At 62.0% G+C, this 15,693-nt stretch carries 18 protein-coding genes; 10 read left to right on the top strand and 8 right to left on the bottom strand.

The window, feature by feature from the left end:
• The first annotated feature begins 55 nt into the window (after nucleotides 1-55).
• Complete coding sequence (gene cysB / locus AC1RMG_RS12910; protein WP_011062541.1) at nucleotides 56-1,030, top strand: HTH-type transcriptional regulator CysB; 975 nt, start codon at nucleotides 56-58, stop codon at nucleotides 1,028-1,030.
• Between the two features lie 12 nt (nucleotides 1,031-1,042).
• On the opposite strand, the gene AC1RMG_RS12905 is transcribed toward cysB, so the two are convergent.
• Complete coding sequence (locus tag AC1RMG_RS12905; RefSeq protein WP_019092880.1) at nucleotides 1,043-1,525, bottom strand: GreA/GreB family elongation factor; 483 nt, start codon at nucleotides 1,523-1,525, stop codon at nucleotides 1,043-1,045.
• Between the two features lie 2 nt (nucleotides 1,526-1,527).
• On the bottom strand, nucleotides 1,528-1,926 hold the full coding sequence (locus AC1RMG_RS12900) for a hypothetical protein (protein ID WP_493169380.1): 399 nt from the start codon (nucleotides 1,924-1,926) through the stop codon (nucleotides 1,528-1,530).
• Between the two features lie 123 nt (nucleotides 1,927-2,049).
• Here AC1RMG_RS12900 and earP point away from each other — a divergent pair, with 123 nt between their 5' ends.
• Complete coding sequence (earP, locus tag AC1RMG_RS12895; RefSeq protein ID WP_011062538.1) at nucleotides 2,050-3,183, top strand: elongation factor P maturation arginine rhamnosyltransferase EarP; 1,134 nt, start codon at nucleotides 2,050-2,052, stop codon at nucleotides 3,181-3,183.
• A 48-nt stretch (nucleotides 3,184-3,231) separates the two neighbouring features.
• Nucleotides 3,232-3,804, top strand: coding sequence for an elongation factor P (locus AC1RMG_RS12890; protein WP_007931398.1), 573 nt, complete (start codon nucleotides 3,232-3,234; stop codon nucleotides 3,802-3,804).
• 71 nt (nucleotides 3,805-3,875) lie between these two features.
• Here the strand turns inward: AC1RMG_RS12890 and AC1RMG_RS12885 are convergent, their stop codons facing one another.
• The 3 genes from AC1RMG_RS12885 to AC1RMG_RS12875 all read right to left on the bottom strand — a co-directional run bounded on the left by AC1RMG_RS12885 (nucleotide 3,876) and on the right by AC1RMG_RS12875 (nucleotide 6,002).
• Complete coding sequence (locus AC1RMG_RS12885) at nucleotides 3,876-4,295, bottom strand: organic hydroperoxide resistance protein (RefSeq protein ID WP_011062537.1); 420 nt, start codon at nucleotides 4,293-4,295, stop codon at nucleotides 3,876-3,878.
• A gap of 218 nt (nucleotides 4,296-4,513) precedes the next feature.
• Complete coding sequence (locus AC1RMG_RS12880; RefSeq protein WP_053153230.1) at nucleotides 4,514-4,975, bottom strand: MarR family winged helix-turn-helix transcriptional regulator; 462 nt, start codon at nucleotides 4,973-4,975, stop codon at nucleotides 4,514-4,516.
• Between the two features lie 76 nt (nucleotides 4,976-5,051).
• Entirely contained in the window at nucleotides 5,052-6,002 is a 951-nt protein-coding gene (locus AC1RMG_RS12875; RefSeq protein WP_011062535.1) for a LysR family transcriptional regulator, read from the bottom strand.
• 105 nt (nucleotides 6,003-6,107) lie between these two features.
• Between AC1RMG_RS12875 and AC1RMG_RS12870 the strand changes: the two genes are divergently transcribed.
• Entirely contained in the window at nucleotides 6,108-6,857 is a 750-nt protein-coding gene (locus tag AC1RMG_RS12870; protein ID WP_011062534.1) for a sulfite exporter TauE/SafE family protein, read from the top strand.
• Here the strand turns inward: AC1RMG_RS12870 and AC1RMG_RS12865 are convergent.
• Together AC1RMG_RS12865 and AC1RMG_RS12860 are read right to left on the bottom strand one after the other, a co-directional pair.
• Nucleotides 6,847-7,701: a LysR substrate-binding domain-containing protein gene (locus AC1RMG_RS12865; RefSeq protein WP_493169378.1), complete on the bottom strand. Its 855-nt coding sequence runs from the start codon at nucleotides 7,699-7,701 to the stop codon at nucleotides 6,847-6,849. The genes AC1RMG_RS12870 and AC1RMG_RS12865 overlap by 11 nt on opposite strands.
• 72 nt (nucleotides 7,702-7,773) lie before the next feature.
• Complete coding sequence (locus AC1RMG_RS12860; protein WP_011062532.1) at nucleotides 7,774-8,343, bottom strand: peroxiredoxin; 570 nt, start codon at nucleotides 8,341-8,343, stop codon at nucleotides 7,774-7,776.
• A gap of 415 nt (nucleotides 8,344-8,758) precedes the next feature.
• On the opposite strand from AC1RMG_RS12860, the gene AC1RMG_RS12855 reads away from it, so the two are divergent.
• The 5 genes from AC1RMG_RS12855 to AC1RMG_RS12835 all read left to right on the top strand — a co-directional run bounded on the left by AC1RMG_RS12855 (nucleotide 8,759) and on the right by AC1RMG_RS12835 (nucleotide 13,361).
• Nucleotides 8,759-8,926, top strand: coding sequence for a hypothetical protein (locus AC1RMG_RS12855; protein ID WP_015636538.1), 168 nt, complete (start codon nucleotides 8,759-8,761; stop codon nucleotides 8,924-8,926).
• A gap of 447 nt (nucleotides 8,927-9,373) precedes the next feature.
• The gene (locus AC1RMG_RS12850; RefSeq protein WP_169892177.1) at nucleotides 9,374-10,831 is read left to right on the top strand and encodes a thiaminase II/PqqC family protein; all 1,458 of its coding nucleotides are present in this window, start codon (nucleotides 9,374-9,376) and stop codon (nucleotides 10,829-10,831) included.
• Nucleotides 10,828-11,730 (top strand): hypothetical protein, encoded by a 903-nt coding sequence (locus AC1RMG_RS12845; protein WP_015636536.1) that lies wholly within the window; start codon nucleotides 10,828-10,830, stop codon nucleotides 11,728-11,730. Before AC1RMG_RS12850 ends, AC1RMG_RS12845 begins: the two co-directional genes overlap by 4 nt.
• 130 nt (nucleotides 11,731-11,860) lie before the next feature.
• Nucleotides 11,861-12,082 carry a DUF1127 domain-containing protein gene (locus AC1RMG_RS12840; RefSeq protein ID WP_041119391.1) on the top strand — a complete coding sequence of 74 codons (222 nt, stop codon included), beginning with the start codon at nucleotides 11,861-11,863 and terminating at the stop codon, nucleotides 12,080-12,082.
• A gap of 64 nt (nucleotides 12,083-12,146) precedes the next feature.
• Nucleotides 12,147-13,361 carry a winged helix-turn-helix domain-containing protein gene (locus AC1RMG_RS12835; protein ID WP_125063707.1) on the top strand — a complete coding sequence of 405 codons (1,215 nt, stop codon included), beginning with the start codon at nucleotides 12,147-12,149 and terminating at the stop codon, nucleotides 13,359-13,361.
• Between the two features lie 67 nt (nucleotides 13,362-13,428).
• Here AC1RMG_RS12835 and AC1RMG_RS12830 read toward each other — a convergent pair whose 3' ends face one another.
• Nucleotides 13,429-14,775: a class II 3-deoxy-7-phosphoheptulonate synthase gene (locus AC1RMG_RS12830; RefSeq protein WP_194237939.1), complete on the bottom strand. Its 1,347-nt coding sequence runs from the start codon at nucleotides 14,773-14,775 to the stop codon at nucleotides 13,429-13,431.
• Between the two features lie 162 nt (nucleotides 14,776-14,937).
• Between AC1RMG_RS12830 and AC1RMG_RS12825 the strand changes: the two genes are divergently transcribed.
• Entirely contained in the window at nucleotides 14,938-15,693 is a 756-nt protein-coding gene (locus AC1RMG_RS12825) for a spermidine synthase (protein ID WP_011062527.1), read from the top strand.

Below are 15,693 nucleotides of genomic sequence, written 5' to 3'. Positions count from 1 at the left end.
ATAGTTATATACCGTCGCTGATACCCGTGGCGTCTACCTGCTTTGAGGGATTGATATGAAGCTTCAACAATTGCGCTACATCTGGGAAGTGGCGCACCACGACCTCAACGTCTCCGCTACCGCGCAAAGCCTTTACACATCGCAACCGGGTATCAGCAAGCAGATCCGTCTGCTCGAGGACGAACTCGGGGTCGAGGTCTTTGCCCGCAGTGGCAAGCATCTGACCCGCGTGACCCCGGCCGGCGAGCGCATCATCACCACCGCTGGCGAGATCCTGCGCAAGGTCGAAAGCATCAAGCAGATCGCCCAGGAGTTCTCCAACGAGAAGAAGGGCACCCTGTCCATCGCCACTACTCACACCCAGGCGCGCTACGCCTTGCCACCGGTGATCAGCAGCTTTATCAAGCAGTACCCGGATGTGGCCTTGCACATGCATCAGGGTTCGCCGATGCAGATTGCCGAAATGGCCGCTGACGGCACCGTGGATTTCGCCATCGCTACCGAGGCCCTGGAGTTGTTCGGTGACCTGGTGATGATGCCGTGCTATCGCTGGAACCGCTGCGTGGTAGTGCCTCAGGGCCACCCGCTGACCAAGCTGCCGAAGTTGACCTTGGAAACCCTGGCCGAGTACCCGATCGTCACTTACGTGTTCGGTTTTACCGGTCGTTCCAAGTTGGACGAGGCCTTCAGCCATCGCGGCCTGACGCCCAAGGTGGTATTCACCGCTGCCGACGCCGACGTGATCAAGACCTATGTGCGCCTGGGCCTGGGTGTGGGCATCGTGGCCAAGATGGCGGTCGACACCAAGCTCGACAGCGACCTGGTGGTGCTGGATGCCAGTGAACTGTTCGAATCGAGCATCACCAAGATCGGTTTCCGTCGCGGCACTTTCCTGCGTGGCTTCATGTGCGATTTCATCGAGAAGTTCGCCCCGCACCTGACCCGCGAAGTCATGGCCAAGGCCATTGCCTGCCATAACAAGCAGGAACTGGAAGAGCTGTTCGACGGCGTCGAATTGCCGGTCCACTGATCCCCAGCCTGCCTAGCGGACCTCGGTGACAGTGAACTGTTGCCGGGCGCCCGCCACCACGATCTCCACCTCATCGTCCTCGAACTTGCCCAGCAGGCTGTTGCCCAGGGGCGAGCGGGGGGTGATGACGGTCACCAGTTGCCCCACCACGTAGACCTTCAGGCCCGCGCCATCCGGGCCGAGAAACAGCCACTGTTCGTGGCCGTTTTCATCTTCCAGCCCCAACAGCGCACCGATCTGAATCCCCTTCTGAGGGTCGTAAGGGCGCAGGCTCAGGTTCTGCCAGAGGCCCAGGGCCTGGCGGATTTCCTCGACCCGTCGAGCCTGGCCGGCGGCCAGGTAGGAAGCTTCCAGCCCCAGGGTGTCGTACTTGTTCTCGGCGATATTTTCTTCGTGGGTGGCGGTTTCGTAAGCGGTTTGTGCCGCCCGCACCGCGACCTCCAGGTCGTCCCGGAGCTGTTGCAGAATCAGTTGGCAGACGGACTGTTTATTCATGGTCAATTACAGAATTGCAGGACGTTGGCCCGGCTTTTTTCGCTCGGCGCGGTCTGGTCCTGCTGCAACCAGAACTGGCATTTGGGGTTGGACAGGTTGCGCAGGTTGCTGCGGGCGTTGTCCAGGGATTGCAGTTCCTCGTTCTTGCGCAGGTTTTCCTGGTAATGCTCGAACATTCGGTTCTGTGGCTCGGGTGGCGCGGCCACCGGTGGTTTTGCCAACTGCTGCACCGCTTGTGCGACCGGAGCCAATTGCTGGCTGAAAAGGTAGTGCGAGGCCAGCCAGCAGGTCAGGGCGATCGCCAGGAAACCCAGCCACAGGCCCAGGGCAATGCTGGCGGTGAGCGCCAGGAAGTTGAAACTGATGCGCAAGGAGCGACGTGCGGTGGGACGATGGGACATGGCTGCCTCCTGGCGGGCGGTGTTGGGCAAGGGCCGATTGTCGCACGAAGATAATCGCGGTTGGCTCTTCTGCGCAGGAGCATTTATGCGGACAATCGGCGCCTTTGCCAATCGGGGAGTGGAATGAAAGCCTCCTGGGATATTTTCTGCAGCGTGGTCGACAACTACGGCGACATCGGCGTGACCTGGCGCCTGGCCCGGCAACTGGTGGCCGAGCATCAATGTGTGGTGCGCCTGTGGGTCGATGATTTGCGCGCTTTCGAAAAGATCTGCCCGCAGATCGATAGCCAAAAGGCCAGCCAGATTCAGGATGGCGTCCAGGTGCGGCACTGGCCCGCCCAGTGGCCGGACGAGGCGGCGGCCGATGTGGTGATCGCGGCTTTCGCCTGCCAGTTGCCCCACGCCTACATGGACGCCATGGCCGACCGTGCGCGTGCGCCACTGTGGCTGAACCTGGACTACCTGAGCGCCGAGGACTGGGTCGGCGGGTGCCATGGCCTGCCTTCCGTGAAGTTTCGCGGGGTGCAGAAGTACTTCTTCTTTCCCGGATTCCAGGCCGATACCGGCGGCTTGCTGCGCGAGGCCGGGCTGCTCGAGCAGCGCCGGGATTTCCAGGGCAGGCCCCAGGCCCGGCTGGATTTCCTGAAATCCCTGGGCGTATCGCCTGTTGCCGGCAGTCGCTTGATCTCGCTGTTCGCCTACGAAAATGCCGGGGTTGCCAGTTGGTTGCAGGCCCTGGCCGACGACGGGCAGCCGACTCATCTGCTGGTGCCCGAGGGCCGCGTGCTGGCCGATGTGCAGCGCTGGCTGGGAGAGGAACCGCTGGCGCCGGGCTGTCCCCAGGTACGCCAGTCGCTGACCGTTCAGGTGTTGCCCTTCGTGCGCCAGGAGGATTACGACCGGCTGCTCTGGTGCTGCGACTTCAACGCGGTGCGCGGGGAGGACTCCTTCGTTCGCGCGCAATGGGCCGGGCGTCCGATGCTCTGGCACATCTATCGCCAGGATGAAGACATCCACCTGGACAAGCTCGAAGCTTTTCTCGGCCTCTATACCCGCACCCTTTCCCCGGGGGCCAAGGCTGCAGTGCTGGCCCTGTGGCAGGCCTGGAACAGCGAAGCATCGATGGCCGAACCCTGGAAAAACCTGCTGCAATACTGGCCGGAAGTCGCCGCGCACGCCGAGCAATGGTGTCTGGAACAAGGCTCCCAGCCCGATCTTGCTGCGGCGCTGGTGCAGTTTTACCTAAATTGGATATGATACGCGGCCTAGATTTTTGTAAATCCCATCCAAATTCGGATATTCGCAATGAAAACTGGTAAAGAACTCAAACCCGGTACCGTGATCCGTATCGACAACGATCCTTGGCTGGTTCAGAAAGCTGAATTCACCAAGTCCGGTCGTAACAGCGCGATCATGAAGACCAAGCTGAAGAACCTGCTGACCGGTTACAAGACCGAAACCGTTTACGGTGCGGACGACAAACTGGACGACGTGATCCTGGATCGCAAAGAAGCGACCCTGTCGTTCATCAGCGGCGACACCTACACGTTCATGGACACCACTGACTACACCATGTACGAGTTGAACGCCGAAGACATCGAAGCGGTTCTGCCGTTCATCGAAGAAGGCATGACCGACGTTTGCGAAGCCGTGTTCTTCGAAGACCGTCTGGTTTCCGTTGACCTGCCGACCACCATCGTGCGCCAGGTTGACTACACCGAAGGTTCCGCGCGCGGCGACACTTCGGGCAAGGTGATGAAGCCTGCCAAACTGAAAAACGGTACCGAGCTGAGCGTTGCGGACTTCATCGAAATCGGCGACATGATCGAGATCGATACCCGCGAAGGCGGTTCCTACAAAGGCCGCGCCAAGGTTTAAACCTGGCTCGCCCCTGTAGACGAAAAAGCCCGACCTTGAGTCGGGCTTTTTTATGCCTGGAATTTGCCGTTTCAGACCGTAACGTGCAGGCGCACATCCACATTGCCACGGGTGGCATTGGAGTAGGGGCAGACCTGATGCGCGGCATCCACCAGGCTTTGCGCTTCGTCCTGGGCCAGGCCGGGCAGGCTCACATGCAGGTCGATATCCAGGCCGAAGCCGCCGGGGATCTGGCCGATGCCGACATGGGCAGTGATCGAAGCGTCGTCCGGGATCTTGCGCTTGCTCTGGCTGGCGACGAACTTCAGGGCACCGATAAAGCAGGCCGAGTAACCGGCTGCGAACAGCTGTTCAGGGTTGGTCGCCTGGCCACCGGCACCACCGAGTTCCTTGGGGGTGGCCAGTTTGACGTCGAGGATCTGGTCATTGGAAACAGCGCGGCCATCACGGCCACCGGTGGCGGTTGCAACGGCGGTGTAGAGAGTTTGCATGGTGGAAGCCTCGTGGTAGGTGATTTTCGCGCTAATTATTTGCGCGCTAAGTAAGTGCGAAATAAATGTATCTCGCTAATATTTAGTGCGCAAGATAAATTTTGCTGAAAACCCCTCCATTAGCCTTGAGTCATGGGCAACTCATTGATTCTGAAAAAGATATTTTTTCGGTTGAGAAGCTAGCCTCAGCCATAGGGGGCTGGCTTGCCAGCAAAGCGTCAAAGACTGCCCTGCAGATGCCCGCGCAACACCTGCAAATCTTCCTGCAACTGACGCAATTGCTCCACGCTCCGGCCGCTGGCCCCGAGGATGCACTGGGGAATGTCCCGGGCTTGCTCGCGCAGCACCCGGCCCTGTTCCGTCAGTTGGACAATCACCACCCGTTCATCTTCCCGACTGCGGGTGCGGCTGAGCAGACCTTCGGCCTCCAGGCGCTTGAGCAGCGGAGTCAGGGAGCCGGGGTCGGTCAGCAGGCGCTGGCTGATCTCGCCGACCGTCAACCCGTCCCGTTCCCAGAGCACCAGCATCGCCAGGTACTGCGGGTAGGTCAGCCCCAGCTTCTGCAGCAGAGGCTTGTAGACCTTGGTCAGCATCAGCGAGGTGGAGTGCAGGGCAAAGCACACCTGGTTGTCCAGCAGCAGTTGATCGCAGGAGTCCAGGGGGGAGCGTTCGGTGGTCATGTTGGCGGCCTTGATCATTTATGGTCATGAATCTAGCGGGCGAGTCTTTAATGCGCCAGATAATTTTCCTCAGGTTTCAGCCCATTGCGCTTTGCAATGCCAGATCCCAGGGCGGAACCGGGCTGAAGCGGCTTTTCAGGTACTCCAGCAGCAGGCGGCTACGGGCATTGGGGTGCTGTTCCATGCGCAAGGCGTAGATGCCGGCGGTTTCCGGCTTGGGCAGGCCGCCTTCGCAGAACAGCGGCACCAGTTCGCCGCGCAGCAGGTATTCACTCACCAGCCAGGTGGGCAGGTGGGCAATGCCCAGCCCGGCCAGGGCCCCGGAAAGCAGGGCTTCAGCGTTATTGGCACCAAGGCGTATACGCTGCGGACGATGGCTCTGCACCTGGCCGTCAAGCTCGAAGCGCCAGGCGAACAGCGGCGCCAGGCCATCCCAGTCGAGGCCGTCGTGCTGGCTGAGTTCGGCGGGGTGGCTGGGGGTGCCGCGGCTTTTCAGGTAGGAGGGGCTGGCACAGGCGATACGCACGATGCTGGCCAGGGAGGTGGCGACCATCCGCGTGTCCACGCGCTGGCCGGCGCGCAGCACCAGGTCGACCTTGCCCAGGTGGGAGCCCTGCATGTCGACAAAGCTGTCGATCAGGTGCAACTGCACATCCAGCCCGGGGTAGAGCACCAGGAAATCGGCAATGGCCGGCGCCAGGTGGCGGCGCCCGAAGGCAGCGGGGGCATCGATGCGGATCAGGCCCTCCGGGGCATGGCTCAGGGAAACTGCCTCGGCCCGAGCCAGTTGCAGCTCGGCAACGATACGCCGGGCCCGTTCGGCAAAGGCCTGGCCGGCGGCGGTGGCGACCACGGCGTGGGTGGTACGCATGAACAGAGTGGTGCCCACGGCGTTTTCCAGGCTATCGATGCGCCGGGCCACGGCGGAGGGCGTCAGCGGATGGCGGCGTGCCGCGGCGGAAAAGCTGCCCGCTTCCAGCACATCAAGAAACAGCCCCAGTTGTTCGGTCAGTGTATTGGGATTCATGATCAGCTCGCTTATGCGAAAACGGCAAAGCCATTGTGCGTTGCTATGCGTTTCCGTGCCAGGGCCGACTGCGTAGCATGCAGCTCTCAGGTGAGGAGAGCGGTTGTGATCGAGTTGATGATGTATCTGTTGTTGGGCGCGGCGTTGGGTACGGTGGGCGGGCTGTTCGGTATTGGCGGTGGCTTGATCGCGATTCCGGTGCTCGGCGTGCTGTTTGGCCTGGACCAGCAGATTGCCCAGGGCACGGCGCTGGTCATGGTTGTACCCAATGTGCTACTCGCGCTGTGGCGCTATCACCAGCGCAACCGCATAGAGGCGCGCCACGCCTTGCCCCTGGCCCTGATGGGGTTCAGTTTCGCCTGGCTGGGCTCGATCTGGGCGGTGGGCATCGATGCCCAGAAGATGCGCATCGGCTTTGTCGCCTTTCTTCTGGTGCTGTCGGCCTACAACCTGCTGCGCATGTTCATGGCCAGTGCCCCGGCCAGCAGCGAGATGCGTTACCCCTGGCCTTGGCTCGGGGTATTGGGCGCCGCTTCCGGGGCCATGGGCGGGCTGTTCGGGGTGGGGGGCGCAGTGGTTGCCACGCCGGTACTGACCAGTGTCTTCGGCACCACCCAGGTGGTAGCACAGGGTTTGTCCCTGGCGCTGGCGCTACCCAGCACCGGGGTCACCCTGGTGACCTATGGCTTTCACCATCAGGTGGACTGGGCGATCGGTCTGCCGCTGGCAGCCGGTGGCTTGCTGAGCATCAGTTGGGGGGTGAAGGTCGCCCACGCCTTGCCCGAGCGGCTGTTGCGCGGCCTGTTCTGCGGCTTCCTGGTGGTGTGTGCGGTGATGCTGGCGTTTAAAGTTTGAAGCCTTCGACGATGTGTTCGGCCAGGCATTCGGTGATGGGCGAGGGCTGGTTGAGGTTGCGCAGCAGCATGATGCTGGCCTCGGGCAGCTCCGGCAGCCCTTCGTTCTCGCCGAGGATGCGCAGGTCCGGCGTGATCAGGCTTTCCAGCTGCGCGGTGATCGCCAGCCCGGCGCTGACCACCGCCATGATTGCCGACAGGCTGGAGCTGTTGTAGGCAATGCGATAGTCGAGGCCGATGGCATCCAGGGCGTTGCAGGCCCACAGCCGGCAAAAGCAGTCGCTGTTGAACATCGCCAGCGGCAGTGGCGTCTGTTCATGGGGCATGAAGCACTGGGCCACGGCCCAGACGAAGCGCTCCTTGCGCAGGAGTTGGCCGATCTCGTTGCCCGGCTCTCGGGTGACGATGGTCAGGTCCAGGTCCTGGCGTTGCAGCAGTTGCTTGGACGATTCGCAATGCACTTCGATCTGGATCAGCGGGTAGCTCTGGGCGAAGCGCGACAGAATCCCCGGTAGAAAACGCATCACATAGTCATCCGGCGTGCCGATGCGCACCAGCCCCACCATGTGCGGTTCGCGCAGGGTATTGAACACTTCGCTATGCAGTTTCAGGATGCGCCGGGCATAGCCCAGCAGTACCTGGCCCTCGGCGGTCAGCTTGACCTGGCGTCCGTCGCGCTGGAACAGCTGGCGTTGCAGCACGTCCTCTTCCAGGCGCTTCATCTGCATGCTCACCGCCGATTGGGTGCGGTTGACCCGTTCTCCAGCCCGGGTAAAACCGCCTTCATCGGCGATGGCGACGAAGGTGCGCAGCACTTCGGTGTCGATGCTGGGGAACTGGGACATTGATCAAATCCTGAGATGCATGGGGCAGGAAGCATTCCTGGGCCTGATCTTATTCCTCGAAAGGCCACGGCGTCATCCCTGGCGTTGTGCTTGCAGCCAGGCCAGCACCTGCCGGGCGTTCTGGTCCGGTGGAAACACCGGGTAGAACACCTTTTCGATCTGCCCGGCCTTGAGAATCAGAGTCAGGCGTTTCAGGAAGCGGGTGGCGTTCAATTCGAACATCGGCAGCCCCAGGGCTTCGGTCAATTGCCCCTGTGCATCGGAGAGCAGGGCAAAGGGCAGGTGCAGCCGCTCGACGGCTTCACGTTGATAGTCGCTGTCCTGGCTCGAGAGGCCGAACAGGTTCGCCGCCCCGGCGGCCGCGAGTTCCTCGGCCAGGTCGCGAAAGCCGCAGGACTGCGGGGTACAGCCGCGGGCGCCGGGGGTCATGTCCCAGCCCTCCAGCAGCGGCAAATCCGGTCGTCCCATGCGCGGGTAGACATAGAGCACCGTTATGCCGGGCAACGTCGACAGGTCGACCCCTTCGCCCGAGGTGGAGGGCAGTCGTAGCCCGGGCAAGTGCAGGCCTTGCAAGTGACGGGCTGCGCCATCGTCCTGGGGGGGCGGGATACGCGACCAGTCCACGCTCAGCATGTCTCTCATGACGCTTCCTCCTGATCAGTAGTGCTGGGCAATCGCAATAGGGATAGCTGGATAACAGAGTGTCGATAGTGCTCCTTCAGTTCAAGTAGTACTGCGGATAAATGATGTTCGATCCAGCAATTAATGCTCGTGGCTTTTATTGGTTTTGTCTTTGGCTTTAGTTGTGCTGTTTTATTGGCGATAAGCCTTATCGGTGCTGGCTATAAGTTTTCAAGAAAGGTCTGGAGTGTTGGCTATAAGTTGTCGTTTGCTAATTTCGCTGCGCGATAAAAATCAATGAATATGCCCTGGGCCGATTAATGGTCAACTTTGTCGTTGTTTGGGTTTGCCTAAAGAAACATCCGCTACTAGTGTTGCGCTTGCCATGTACAGATGGTCTGTACTGGGATTGCGACCAACTTTGGAGGGTCCTTTCATGAACGTGAAAGCGGAACACACTGAGCCAACCACTGCCGAGCTGACACAGCTCAAGACCAAGCTCAAAGCCGGCAAGCTGGCGCCGGAAGACCTCAAGGCGCTGGTGGGCCTGGTGGAACGTACGGAGAAGGCGGCGAAGCAACTTAGGGCAGCCATCGTCGAGTAAATGACGCTAACGCTTTGGAGGGCAGGATCAGAAATGGACCTCACTACTCGAACTACTCATATCGATATATCTGAACCGTTGCGTAGCCCTCCATTTTTAGCGCGCAGCACTATCGGCAGTCACTCGGTACTGCTGCTGGGAAGTCTGGAAGCGCCTATCTCTACACTTAGTGATAATGCTTTTATTGTCGAACGCATTGCCCAGAGTCTCAACTTGTCGGCGCTGGGCGCCCAGTTCAATGCGGAAGAAGTTATTTTTCTGCTGAACGAGCAATATACCGCTGCAGAAGAGTTTGTTTATGGTCACCCCATCTGGCGAAAGATAAGAGAGGGTGATCAAGCTGCGCTCTACGCTTATATTCTGGAAACCCGGCACTACCTGGCTGCCGCGGCCTCGAGGATGTGCCCCTCGGTCAGCCCGGGCATAGGGTTGTCGCCGATCTCCCTGATGCTGTCCAGGCATGCGCTGGAGGAGTGGGATCATGCGCAGTTCTTCAATGAGGCCCTGGAGCTGATCGGCTGTTCCGGCGACATGGTCAGGCTGGCCCGGCCTTTGCCCGCAACCCTGGAGTGGATTCACCTGTCCCGGCAGATCGCGGCCATGGGCGAGCTGGTGTCGGCGGCCTGCTCCGGTTTCATGGAGCACTCCTCGGTGGAGCAGGAGGCGGTGCTGGGTTGGCATGAGTTGCTGGTGGGCCACAACCTGTTGAGCCGCAAGGCGACAGACAAGGTGCTGGGGCATTTTTCCACCGACATCCAGTATGGGCATTCGGATAACTGGAAGAAGGCCGTGCGCACTCAGGACTGCTACCCCGCGCCGGTGGTGGCCACGGTGCTCAATGCAGTCTGCAGCCTCAGCGAAATGATCTACCGCTGGCTGACTGCGCTGGAGCAGGGATGTGCCAGTTCCATTGTCACCGCGGCCCAACTGGTGGCCGAGGAGGGGCTGGACCAACTGTTGCACGCCGCTGATTCACCCCTGGACGTGGAAATTTTCCAGGGCCTGCCGGTCTGGCCGTCCAGTGTGATGAGCCTGGTCAACGGTGAGCGTTCCGGCGATGACAACCCTGCCGATACCGTCGTTGCATCCTGCTATGCCCTGGGGCCGCGAATGACGCAACTGGTCATGAGCCCGGCGCCTTTTGGCGCACTGATCAGCCAGGTGCATGAGCAGTTGCTCAATGGCCAGAGCTCCAGCGCCGAGAGTGTGGCGGCCATCGAACAGATGACCACCGACTGGCTGGTATCGGTGGACGGCCACGGCCTGTGGCAACAGATGACCGAGGGCTGCGCGGATGAGCTGATCATCGGCTACATGCTGGAGAACTATCATTACCTGGCCTCGGCGACCCGACATGTCAGCCCGGCCATTGCCGCCTGTGCGGATGCGCGGATCCGCGAAAACCTGTTGCAGCACCTGCAGGATGAGCTGACCCACTGCGACATCCTCAAGCCCAGGCTGCGCGAACTGGGAGTCCGGCGCCCGGAAGCGATGCGACCCTTGCCGACCACCACTGCCTTTGTCGGTTATCTCAGCGACCTGGCACGGCATGACTGGAAGGGCTACCTGATCGGTTCGACCTACCTGCAAAAAAGCCTGAGCGAATGCCGTGGCGATGATCGTCACCTGCGTTTCTACTCGCAGGTGTCCGCCAACAACCCGCGCTGTGCAGCGTTGCTGGGGGCCATGGCAGCCCATGACGAACTGGATGACGAGCTGGGCCACGATCAGCGGCCGTCGCTCAACATCGAGTACCTGCTGGCGCGGGGCGACGTGGGCCGTGACTCGGTGGCGCGTGCGGCCATGCTCCCGTCACTGGCCTGGAGCTTTCTGGATGGCATCCGCCAGCACTATTGCACCGGCAAGGACGCGGTGCTGCAGCGCCAGGCCTGGAGCGCAACATGAACCAGCCCTATTTCCAGAACCTGGAGCCCCTGGCGCAGTTGCAGGAATTGTTATTCGAGCGTGATGACTTCGAGGCCCTGGCCAGGCGCTTGCCGGAACCCAGGATGGCTCTGGAAAAGTGGCGCGATGTGTTGCATGGCGAGCTCCTGTCGCTGTTTCGCTGGGGGCTGATTCGCGCCAGGGAGAGCCTGGATGACCAGGGGGCGGGCCAGGGCTATGGCCAGGAAGTCCTGTGCCTGCTGCCCTATTACGGCTTTTGTCTGCACGCAATCCGCCGCGCCGCGCCCTTTGCCTTGATGGGCATACCCACCACGGTGTCGGTGCGTCACGACCGTTATCAGGAGGCCAGTGCAGTGATTGGCGAGTTGGCGGCCGTGCTTGGCGTAAAGGACTGGCTGCGGGTCAGTGAGGAATCCTCGGCAGAGCTGGTGCGGCAGTTTCATGGGCGCGATGGCCTGATCGTGCTCACCGGCAAGCAGTCCACCTACACCAGCCTGCGAAACCGTTACCCGGACGCGCGGATCATTGCTGCAACCGGCTGTTGCGGGGTGGTCCTGTCGGTGGAGGAGCAGCCGGCCCGCGTCATCGAGGAACAGCGCCAGGAACACCGGTTGCCGGTCAGTTGCAGCAACCATGGCTACACCGTCCTTGCCGAAGCCCTGACCCCGCAGGCGGCGGTGCTGGCCATCAACGGCGCCCGGCCCGCGGTCAGCAGCACGGTGCAAGAGTTGCTCGGGCAACTGCACCCGTCCATTGTCCTGACTCCCCCTTCGGCTCTGCCGTTGCCCGATGATCTTGGCGGCTACAGCCTGCTGGCCTGTGAAGAGTCGGCGGCGGCCAGCCTCGATGGTTTCGGTCGCGACCCACTGGGCGGCTGGCCGGGGGATTACCGGATCTGAAAGCGGTCCCTGGAAACACCGGTGGGGAACCAAGGCATCAAACCCTGAGATGTATTGCATAAGAAACATTCGTTGGATTGATCCTTGTTCGGGGAAGAGACTGTGCTCATCCCCACTGGAGGACAGGATCATGAAAGCGCAAAAGGGTTATCTGCTGGTTCACAAACTGCCAATTCAGGCGTTGTCGTTACGTGCACTATGGCGCCAGGTGGTCCGCTGGCACGAGTTGGCGCAGGAGCGCCGGATGCTTGCCGGCCTGAGCGATTCGGCCCTGCATGACCTGGGGCTGAGCCGGGCGGATGTGGAGCATGAAGCGGTCCGCCCGTTCTGGGACGATCCGATGCACAAATAACCCGGTGGCCACTACACAAGCTGGTCCAGGGTGCGCTAGCGTGCGGGCAGACCAGGAGACGCTCATGCCCGCACTACCTTCTTTCTCGCTCAAGCAGGCCCGCCGGCTGGCGCTGGCCGCCCAAGGCTTCGGCGGGCGCCAGCCGCCGGCATCGATCAAGGCCTCCCGACTCAATCAGCAGATCGAGCGCCTGGGCCTGTTGCAGATCGATTCGGTCAACGCCCTGGTGCGCGCCCATTACTTGCCGCTGTTTTCCCGTCTTGGCAGTTATCCACAGCAGCTGCTCGATCAGGCCGCCTGGAGCCAGGGGCGCCAGCGCACCTTGTTCGAGTACTGGGGGCATGAGGCCTCGCTGCTGCCGATGTCCATGTACCCCTTGATGCGCTGGCGCATGCAGCGCGCACGCCAGGGGCAGGGTATCTACTCGCAACTGGCGCGTTTCGGCCAGGAACGCCAGGCCACTCTGCGCCGGGTGCTGGCGGCCGTGGAGCAGCAGGGCGCGCTGGGGGCCGGCAGCCTCTCCACCCGCGAAGAGCGGGCCGGCCCCTGGTGGGACTGGAGCGAAGAAAAGCATGCCCTGGAATGGCTGTTCGCTGCCGGTGAGGTGACAGTGTCCGGCCGCCGCGGTTTCGAGCGTCTGTATGACTTGCCGGAACGGGTGATCCCGGCGGCGATCCTCCAGCAGATGCCGTTGGAGGAAGCCCAGGCCCAGCGCCGGTTGCTGCTGCAGGCGGCCGGGGCACTGGGGGTAGCCACGGAAAAGGACCTGCGGGACTACTTTCGCCTCGATCCCGGCGATAGTCGCGCGCGGCTTGCCGAGTTGTGCGAGTCCGGCGAACTGCTGGGCTGTGAGGTCCAGGGCTGGAAGCAAAGTGCCTATTGCCTGCCCGAGGCGCGGGTGCCGCGCAAGGTCGAAGCCAGCGCGCTGTTGTCACCTTTCGATTCCCTGATCTGGGAGCGTAGCCGTACCGAGCGGCTGTTCGATTTCCGCTACCGCCTGGAGATCTACACGCCTGAGCACAAGCGGGTCTATGGCTATTACGTGCTGCCGTTCCTGCACAACGAGCGGATTGCCGCCCGGGTCGACCTGCGGGCGGAGCGGGCCCAGGGGCGTCTGGCGGTGCACGCGGTGCATGAGGAGCCATTCGGTCTGGACGAAGAGGGTGTCCGGGCATTGGCCCTGCAATTGCGAAAGATGGCCGACTGGCTGGGGTTGGAACAGATTCAGCTCAATTGCCAGCGTGATGGCGCGCGACGCCTGCGTGAGGTGCTGGGGTGAAGAGCTTCGCGGGCCAGCCCGCTCCTACACAGCCCTTGCAGGAGCGGGCTTGCCGGCGAAAGTGTGCTTAGCGCTTGACCTGTTTCAAGGTCTCGGCAATCAGGAAGGCCAGTTCCAGAGACTGGTCGGCATTCATCCGCGGGTCGCAATGGGTGTGGTAACGGTCCGACAAACCATCCTCGGTAATCGGCCGGGCACCGCCGATGCATTCGGTGACGTTCTGCCCGGTCATCTCGATATGGATGCCACCGGCATAGCTGCCTTCGGCCTGGTGGACCTGGAAGAACTGCTTGACCTCGGTGAGGATCTGCGCGAAATCCCGGGTCTTGTAGCCGCTGCTGGCCTTGATGGTGTTGCCGTGCATCGGGTCCGAGCTCCACAGCACCTGCTTGCCTTCGCTTTCCACCGCGCGAATCAGCTGTGGCAGGTGATCGCCGACCTTGTTGGCGCCCATGCGCACGATCAGGTTGAGGCGGCCGGGATCGTTTTCCGGGTTGAGGATATCGATCAGGCGGATCAGTTCGTCGGTGTTCATGCTCGGGCCGACCTTGACCCCGATCGGGTTGTTCACCCCGCGCAGGAACTCCACGTGGGCGCCGCCGAGTTGCCGGGTGCGATCGCCGATCCACAGCATGTGCGCCGAGCAGTCGTAGTAGTCGTTGGTCAGGCTGTCGCGGCGCACGAAGGCTTCTTCATAGTTGAGCAGCAACGCTTCGTGGGCGGTGAAGAAGCTGGTTTCGCGCAGTTGCGGCGCGCTGTCCAGGCCGCAGGCACGCATGAAGGCCAGGGTTTCGTCGATGCGGTCTGCCAGTTGGCTGTACTTCTCGGCCAGGGCCGAGTTGGCGATGAAATCCAGGTTCCACTTGTGCACCTGGTGCAGGTCGGCGAAACCGCCCTGGGCGAAGGCTCGCAGCAGGTTGAGGGTGGCGGTGGCCTGGTGGTAGGACTGCAGCAGGCGGTCGGGGTCCGGCACCCGGCTTTTTTCATCGAAACCGATGCCGTTGACGATGTCGCCCCGGTAGGCCGGCAAGGTCACGCCATTGATGGTTTCGTCGTTGGCCGAGCGCGGCTTGGCGAACTGGCCGGCCATGCGCCCGACCTTGACCACCGGGCAGCCGGCGGCAAAAGTCATGACGATGGCCATCTGCAGCAGCACCTTGAAGGTGTCGCGAATCTTCGCCGCGGAGAATTCGGCGAAGCTCTCGGCACAATCGCCACCCTGCAGCAGGAATGCCCGGCCCTGGGTGACTTCGGCAAACTGGCGACGCAACTCCCGGGCTTCACCGGCAAACACCAGCGGTGGATAACTGGCCAGGCTTTGCTCGACCTGCAGCAGGTGCGCGGCATCGGGGTAGTGGGGTTGTTGCTGGATCGGCAGGGCGCGCCAGCTGTCGGGGCTCCAGGGTTGGCTCATCGCGGACTCGAGTGCTTTAACGGTGGGAGGGGCATGTTAGCAGCAAATTAGTGCGTGACCTGCTCCTCTCGCTTGGCCGACAATCGCGCCTTTCCCGCTCGCTGCCGAGCGGTTGGTTTATCGCGCCGGCAAGGTTCTGTGCCCGCGCGGCTAGGAGATGAAATGACTGAGGAGCGCGTCGAGCGCCTGCTCGCCGAAGTGCATGACGAATTCGGCATGATCCGGGTCCTGGAAGTGGCGGACTATCGTTTTCTCGAGTTTGGCGATGCCATCGAGCAAAGCTGCGTGTTCACGGCGGACCCCAGTTGGCTGGAGTACGACTACACCCGGGCCATGCTGATCGGTGCCCTGTGCCATGAGGCGCCGGAGAGCGCGTTGTTTCTCGGGCTGGGCGCCGGCACCCTGACCCAGGCCTGCCTGAAGTTCCTGCCCCTGGAAGATGTGGAAGCCATCGAACTGCGACCGGACGTGCCGCGCCTGGCTATCGAGTACCTGGGGCTGGACGACGATCCGCGTCTATATATAAGAGTCGGCGATGCCCTGGAGCTGCTGGACAGTGCTGAATCCGCCGACCTGATCTTCGTCGACCTGTACACCGACGTCGGCCCCGGCGTCGGGCATCTGGCCTGGGGGTTTCTGGAGAACTGCCAGAAGCGCCTCAACCCCGGCGGCTGGCTGGTGATCAACCAGTGGGCCACCGATGATGGCAAGCCCCTGGGCGCCGCCCTGTTGCGCGGGCTCTATCACCGCCATTACTGGGAGTTGCCGGTGAAGGAGGGCAACGTGATTCTGATCGTGCCGTCCGACCTCGACCAGGAGCTGGACCTGCCAGGCCTGAATGCCCGGGCCCAAGCCCTGGCCCCACGCTTGGGCTACTCCCTGCAACCCTTGATCAAGGCGATCCGCCCGGCCACATAA

It is taken from the genome of Pseudomonas sp. GW822-FHT04H02 (assembly GCF_058800645.1).
This window is presented reverse-complemented; position numbering and strand designations above follow the sequence as displayed.

Excerpts from the sequence above, each read along its gene's own strand:
- cysB (WP_011062541.1), top strand. The coding sequence starts at position 56 with ATGAAGCTTCAACAATTGCGCTACATCTGGGAAGTGGCGCACCACGAC.
- AC1RMG_RS12905 (WP_019092880.1), bottom strand. The coding sequence starts at position 1,525 with ATGAATAAACAGTCCGTCTGCCAACTGATTCTGCAACAGCTCCGGGAC.
- AC1RMG_RS12900 (WP_493169380.1), bottom strand. The coding sequence starts at position 1,926 with ATGTCCCATCGTCCCACCGCACGTCGCTCCTTGCGCATCAGTTTCAAC.
- earP (WP_011062538.1), top strand. The coding sequence starts at position 2,050 with ATGAAAGCCTCCTGGGATATTTTCTGCAGCGTGGTCGACAACTACGGC.
- AC1RMG_RS12890 (WP_007931398.1), top strand. The coding sequence starts at position 3,232 with ATGAAAACTGGTAAAGAACTCAAACCCGGTACCGTGATCCGTATCGAC.
- AC1RMG_RS12885 (WP_011062537.1), bottom strand. The coding sequence starts at position 4,295 with ATGCAAACTCTCTACACCGCCGTTGCAACCGCCACCGGTGGCCGTGAT.
- AC1RMG_RS12880 (WP_053153230.1), bottom strand. The coding sequence starts at position 4,975 with ATGACCACCGAACGCTCCCCCCTGGACTCCTGCGATCAACTGCTGCTG.
- AC1RMG_RS12875 (WP_011062535.1), bottom strand. The coding sequence starts at position 6,002 with ATGAATCCCAATACACTGACCGAACAACTGGGGCTGTTTCTTGATGTG.
- AC1RMG_RS12865 (WP_493169378.1), bottom strand. The coding sequence starts at position 7,701 with ATGTCCCAGTTCCCCAGCATCGACACCGAAGTGCTGCGCACCTTCGTC.
- AC1RMG_RS12860 (WP_011062532.1), bottom strand. The coding sequence starts at position 8,343 with ATGAGAGACATGCTGAGCGTGGACTGGTCGCGTATCCCGCCCCCCCAG.
- AC1RMG_RS12855 (WP_015636538.1), top strand. The coding sequence starts at position 8,759 with ATGAACGTGAAAGCGGAACACACTGAGCCAACCACTGCCGAGCTGACA.
- AC1RMG_RS12850 (WP_169892177.1), top strand. The coding sequence starts at position 9,374 with ATGCTGTCCAGGCATGCGCTGGAGGAGTGGGATCATGCGCAGTTCTTC.
- AC1RMG_RS12845 (WP_015636536.1), top strand. The coding sequence starts at position 10,828 with ATGAACCAGCCCTATTTCCAGAACCTGGAGCCCCTGGCGCAGTTGCAG.
- AC1RMG_RS12840 (WP_041119391.1), top strand. The coding sequence starts at position 11,861 with ATGAAAGCGCAAAAGGGTTATCTGCTGGTTCACAAACTGCCAATTCAG.
- AC1RMG_RS12835 (WP_125063707.1), top strand. The coding sequence starts at position 12,147 with ATGCCCGCACTACCTTCTTTCTCGCTCAAGCAGGCCCGCCGGCTGGCG.
- AC1RMG_RS12830 (WP_194237939.1), bottom strand. The coding sequence starts at position 14,775 with ATGAGCCAACCCTGGAGCCCCGACAGCTGGCGCGCCCTGCCGATCCAG.
- AC1RMG_RS12825 (WP_011062527.1), top strand. The coding sequence starts at position 14,938 with ATGACTGAGGAGCGCGTCGAGCGCCTGCTCGCCGAAGTGCATGACGAA.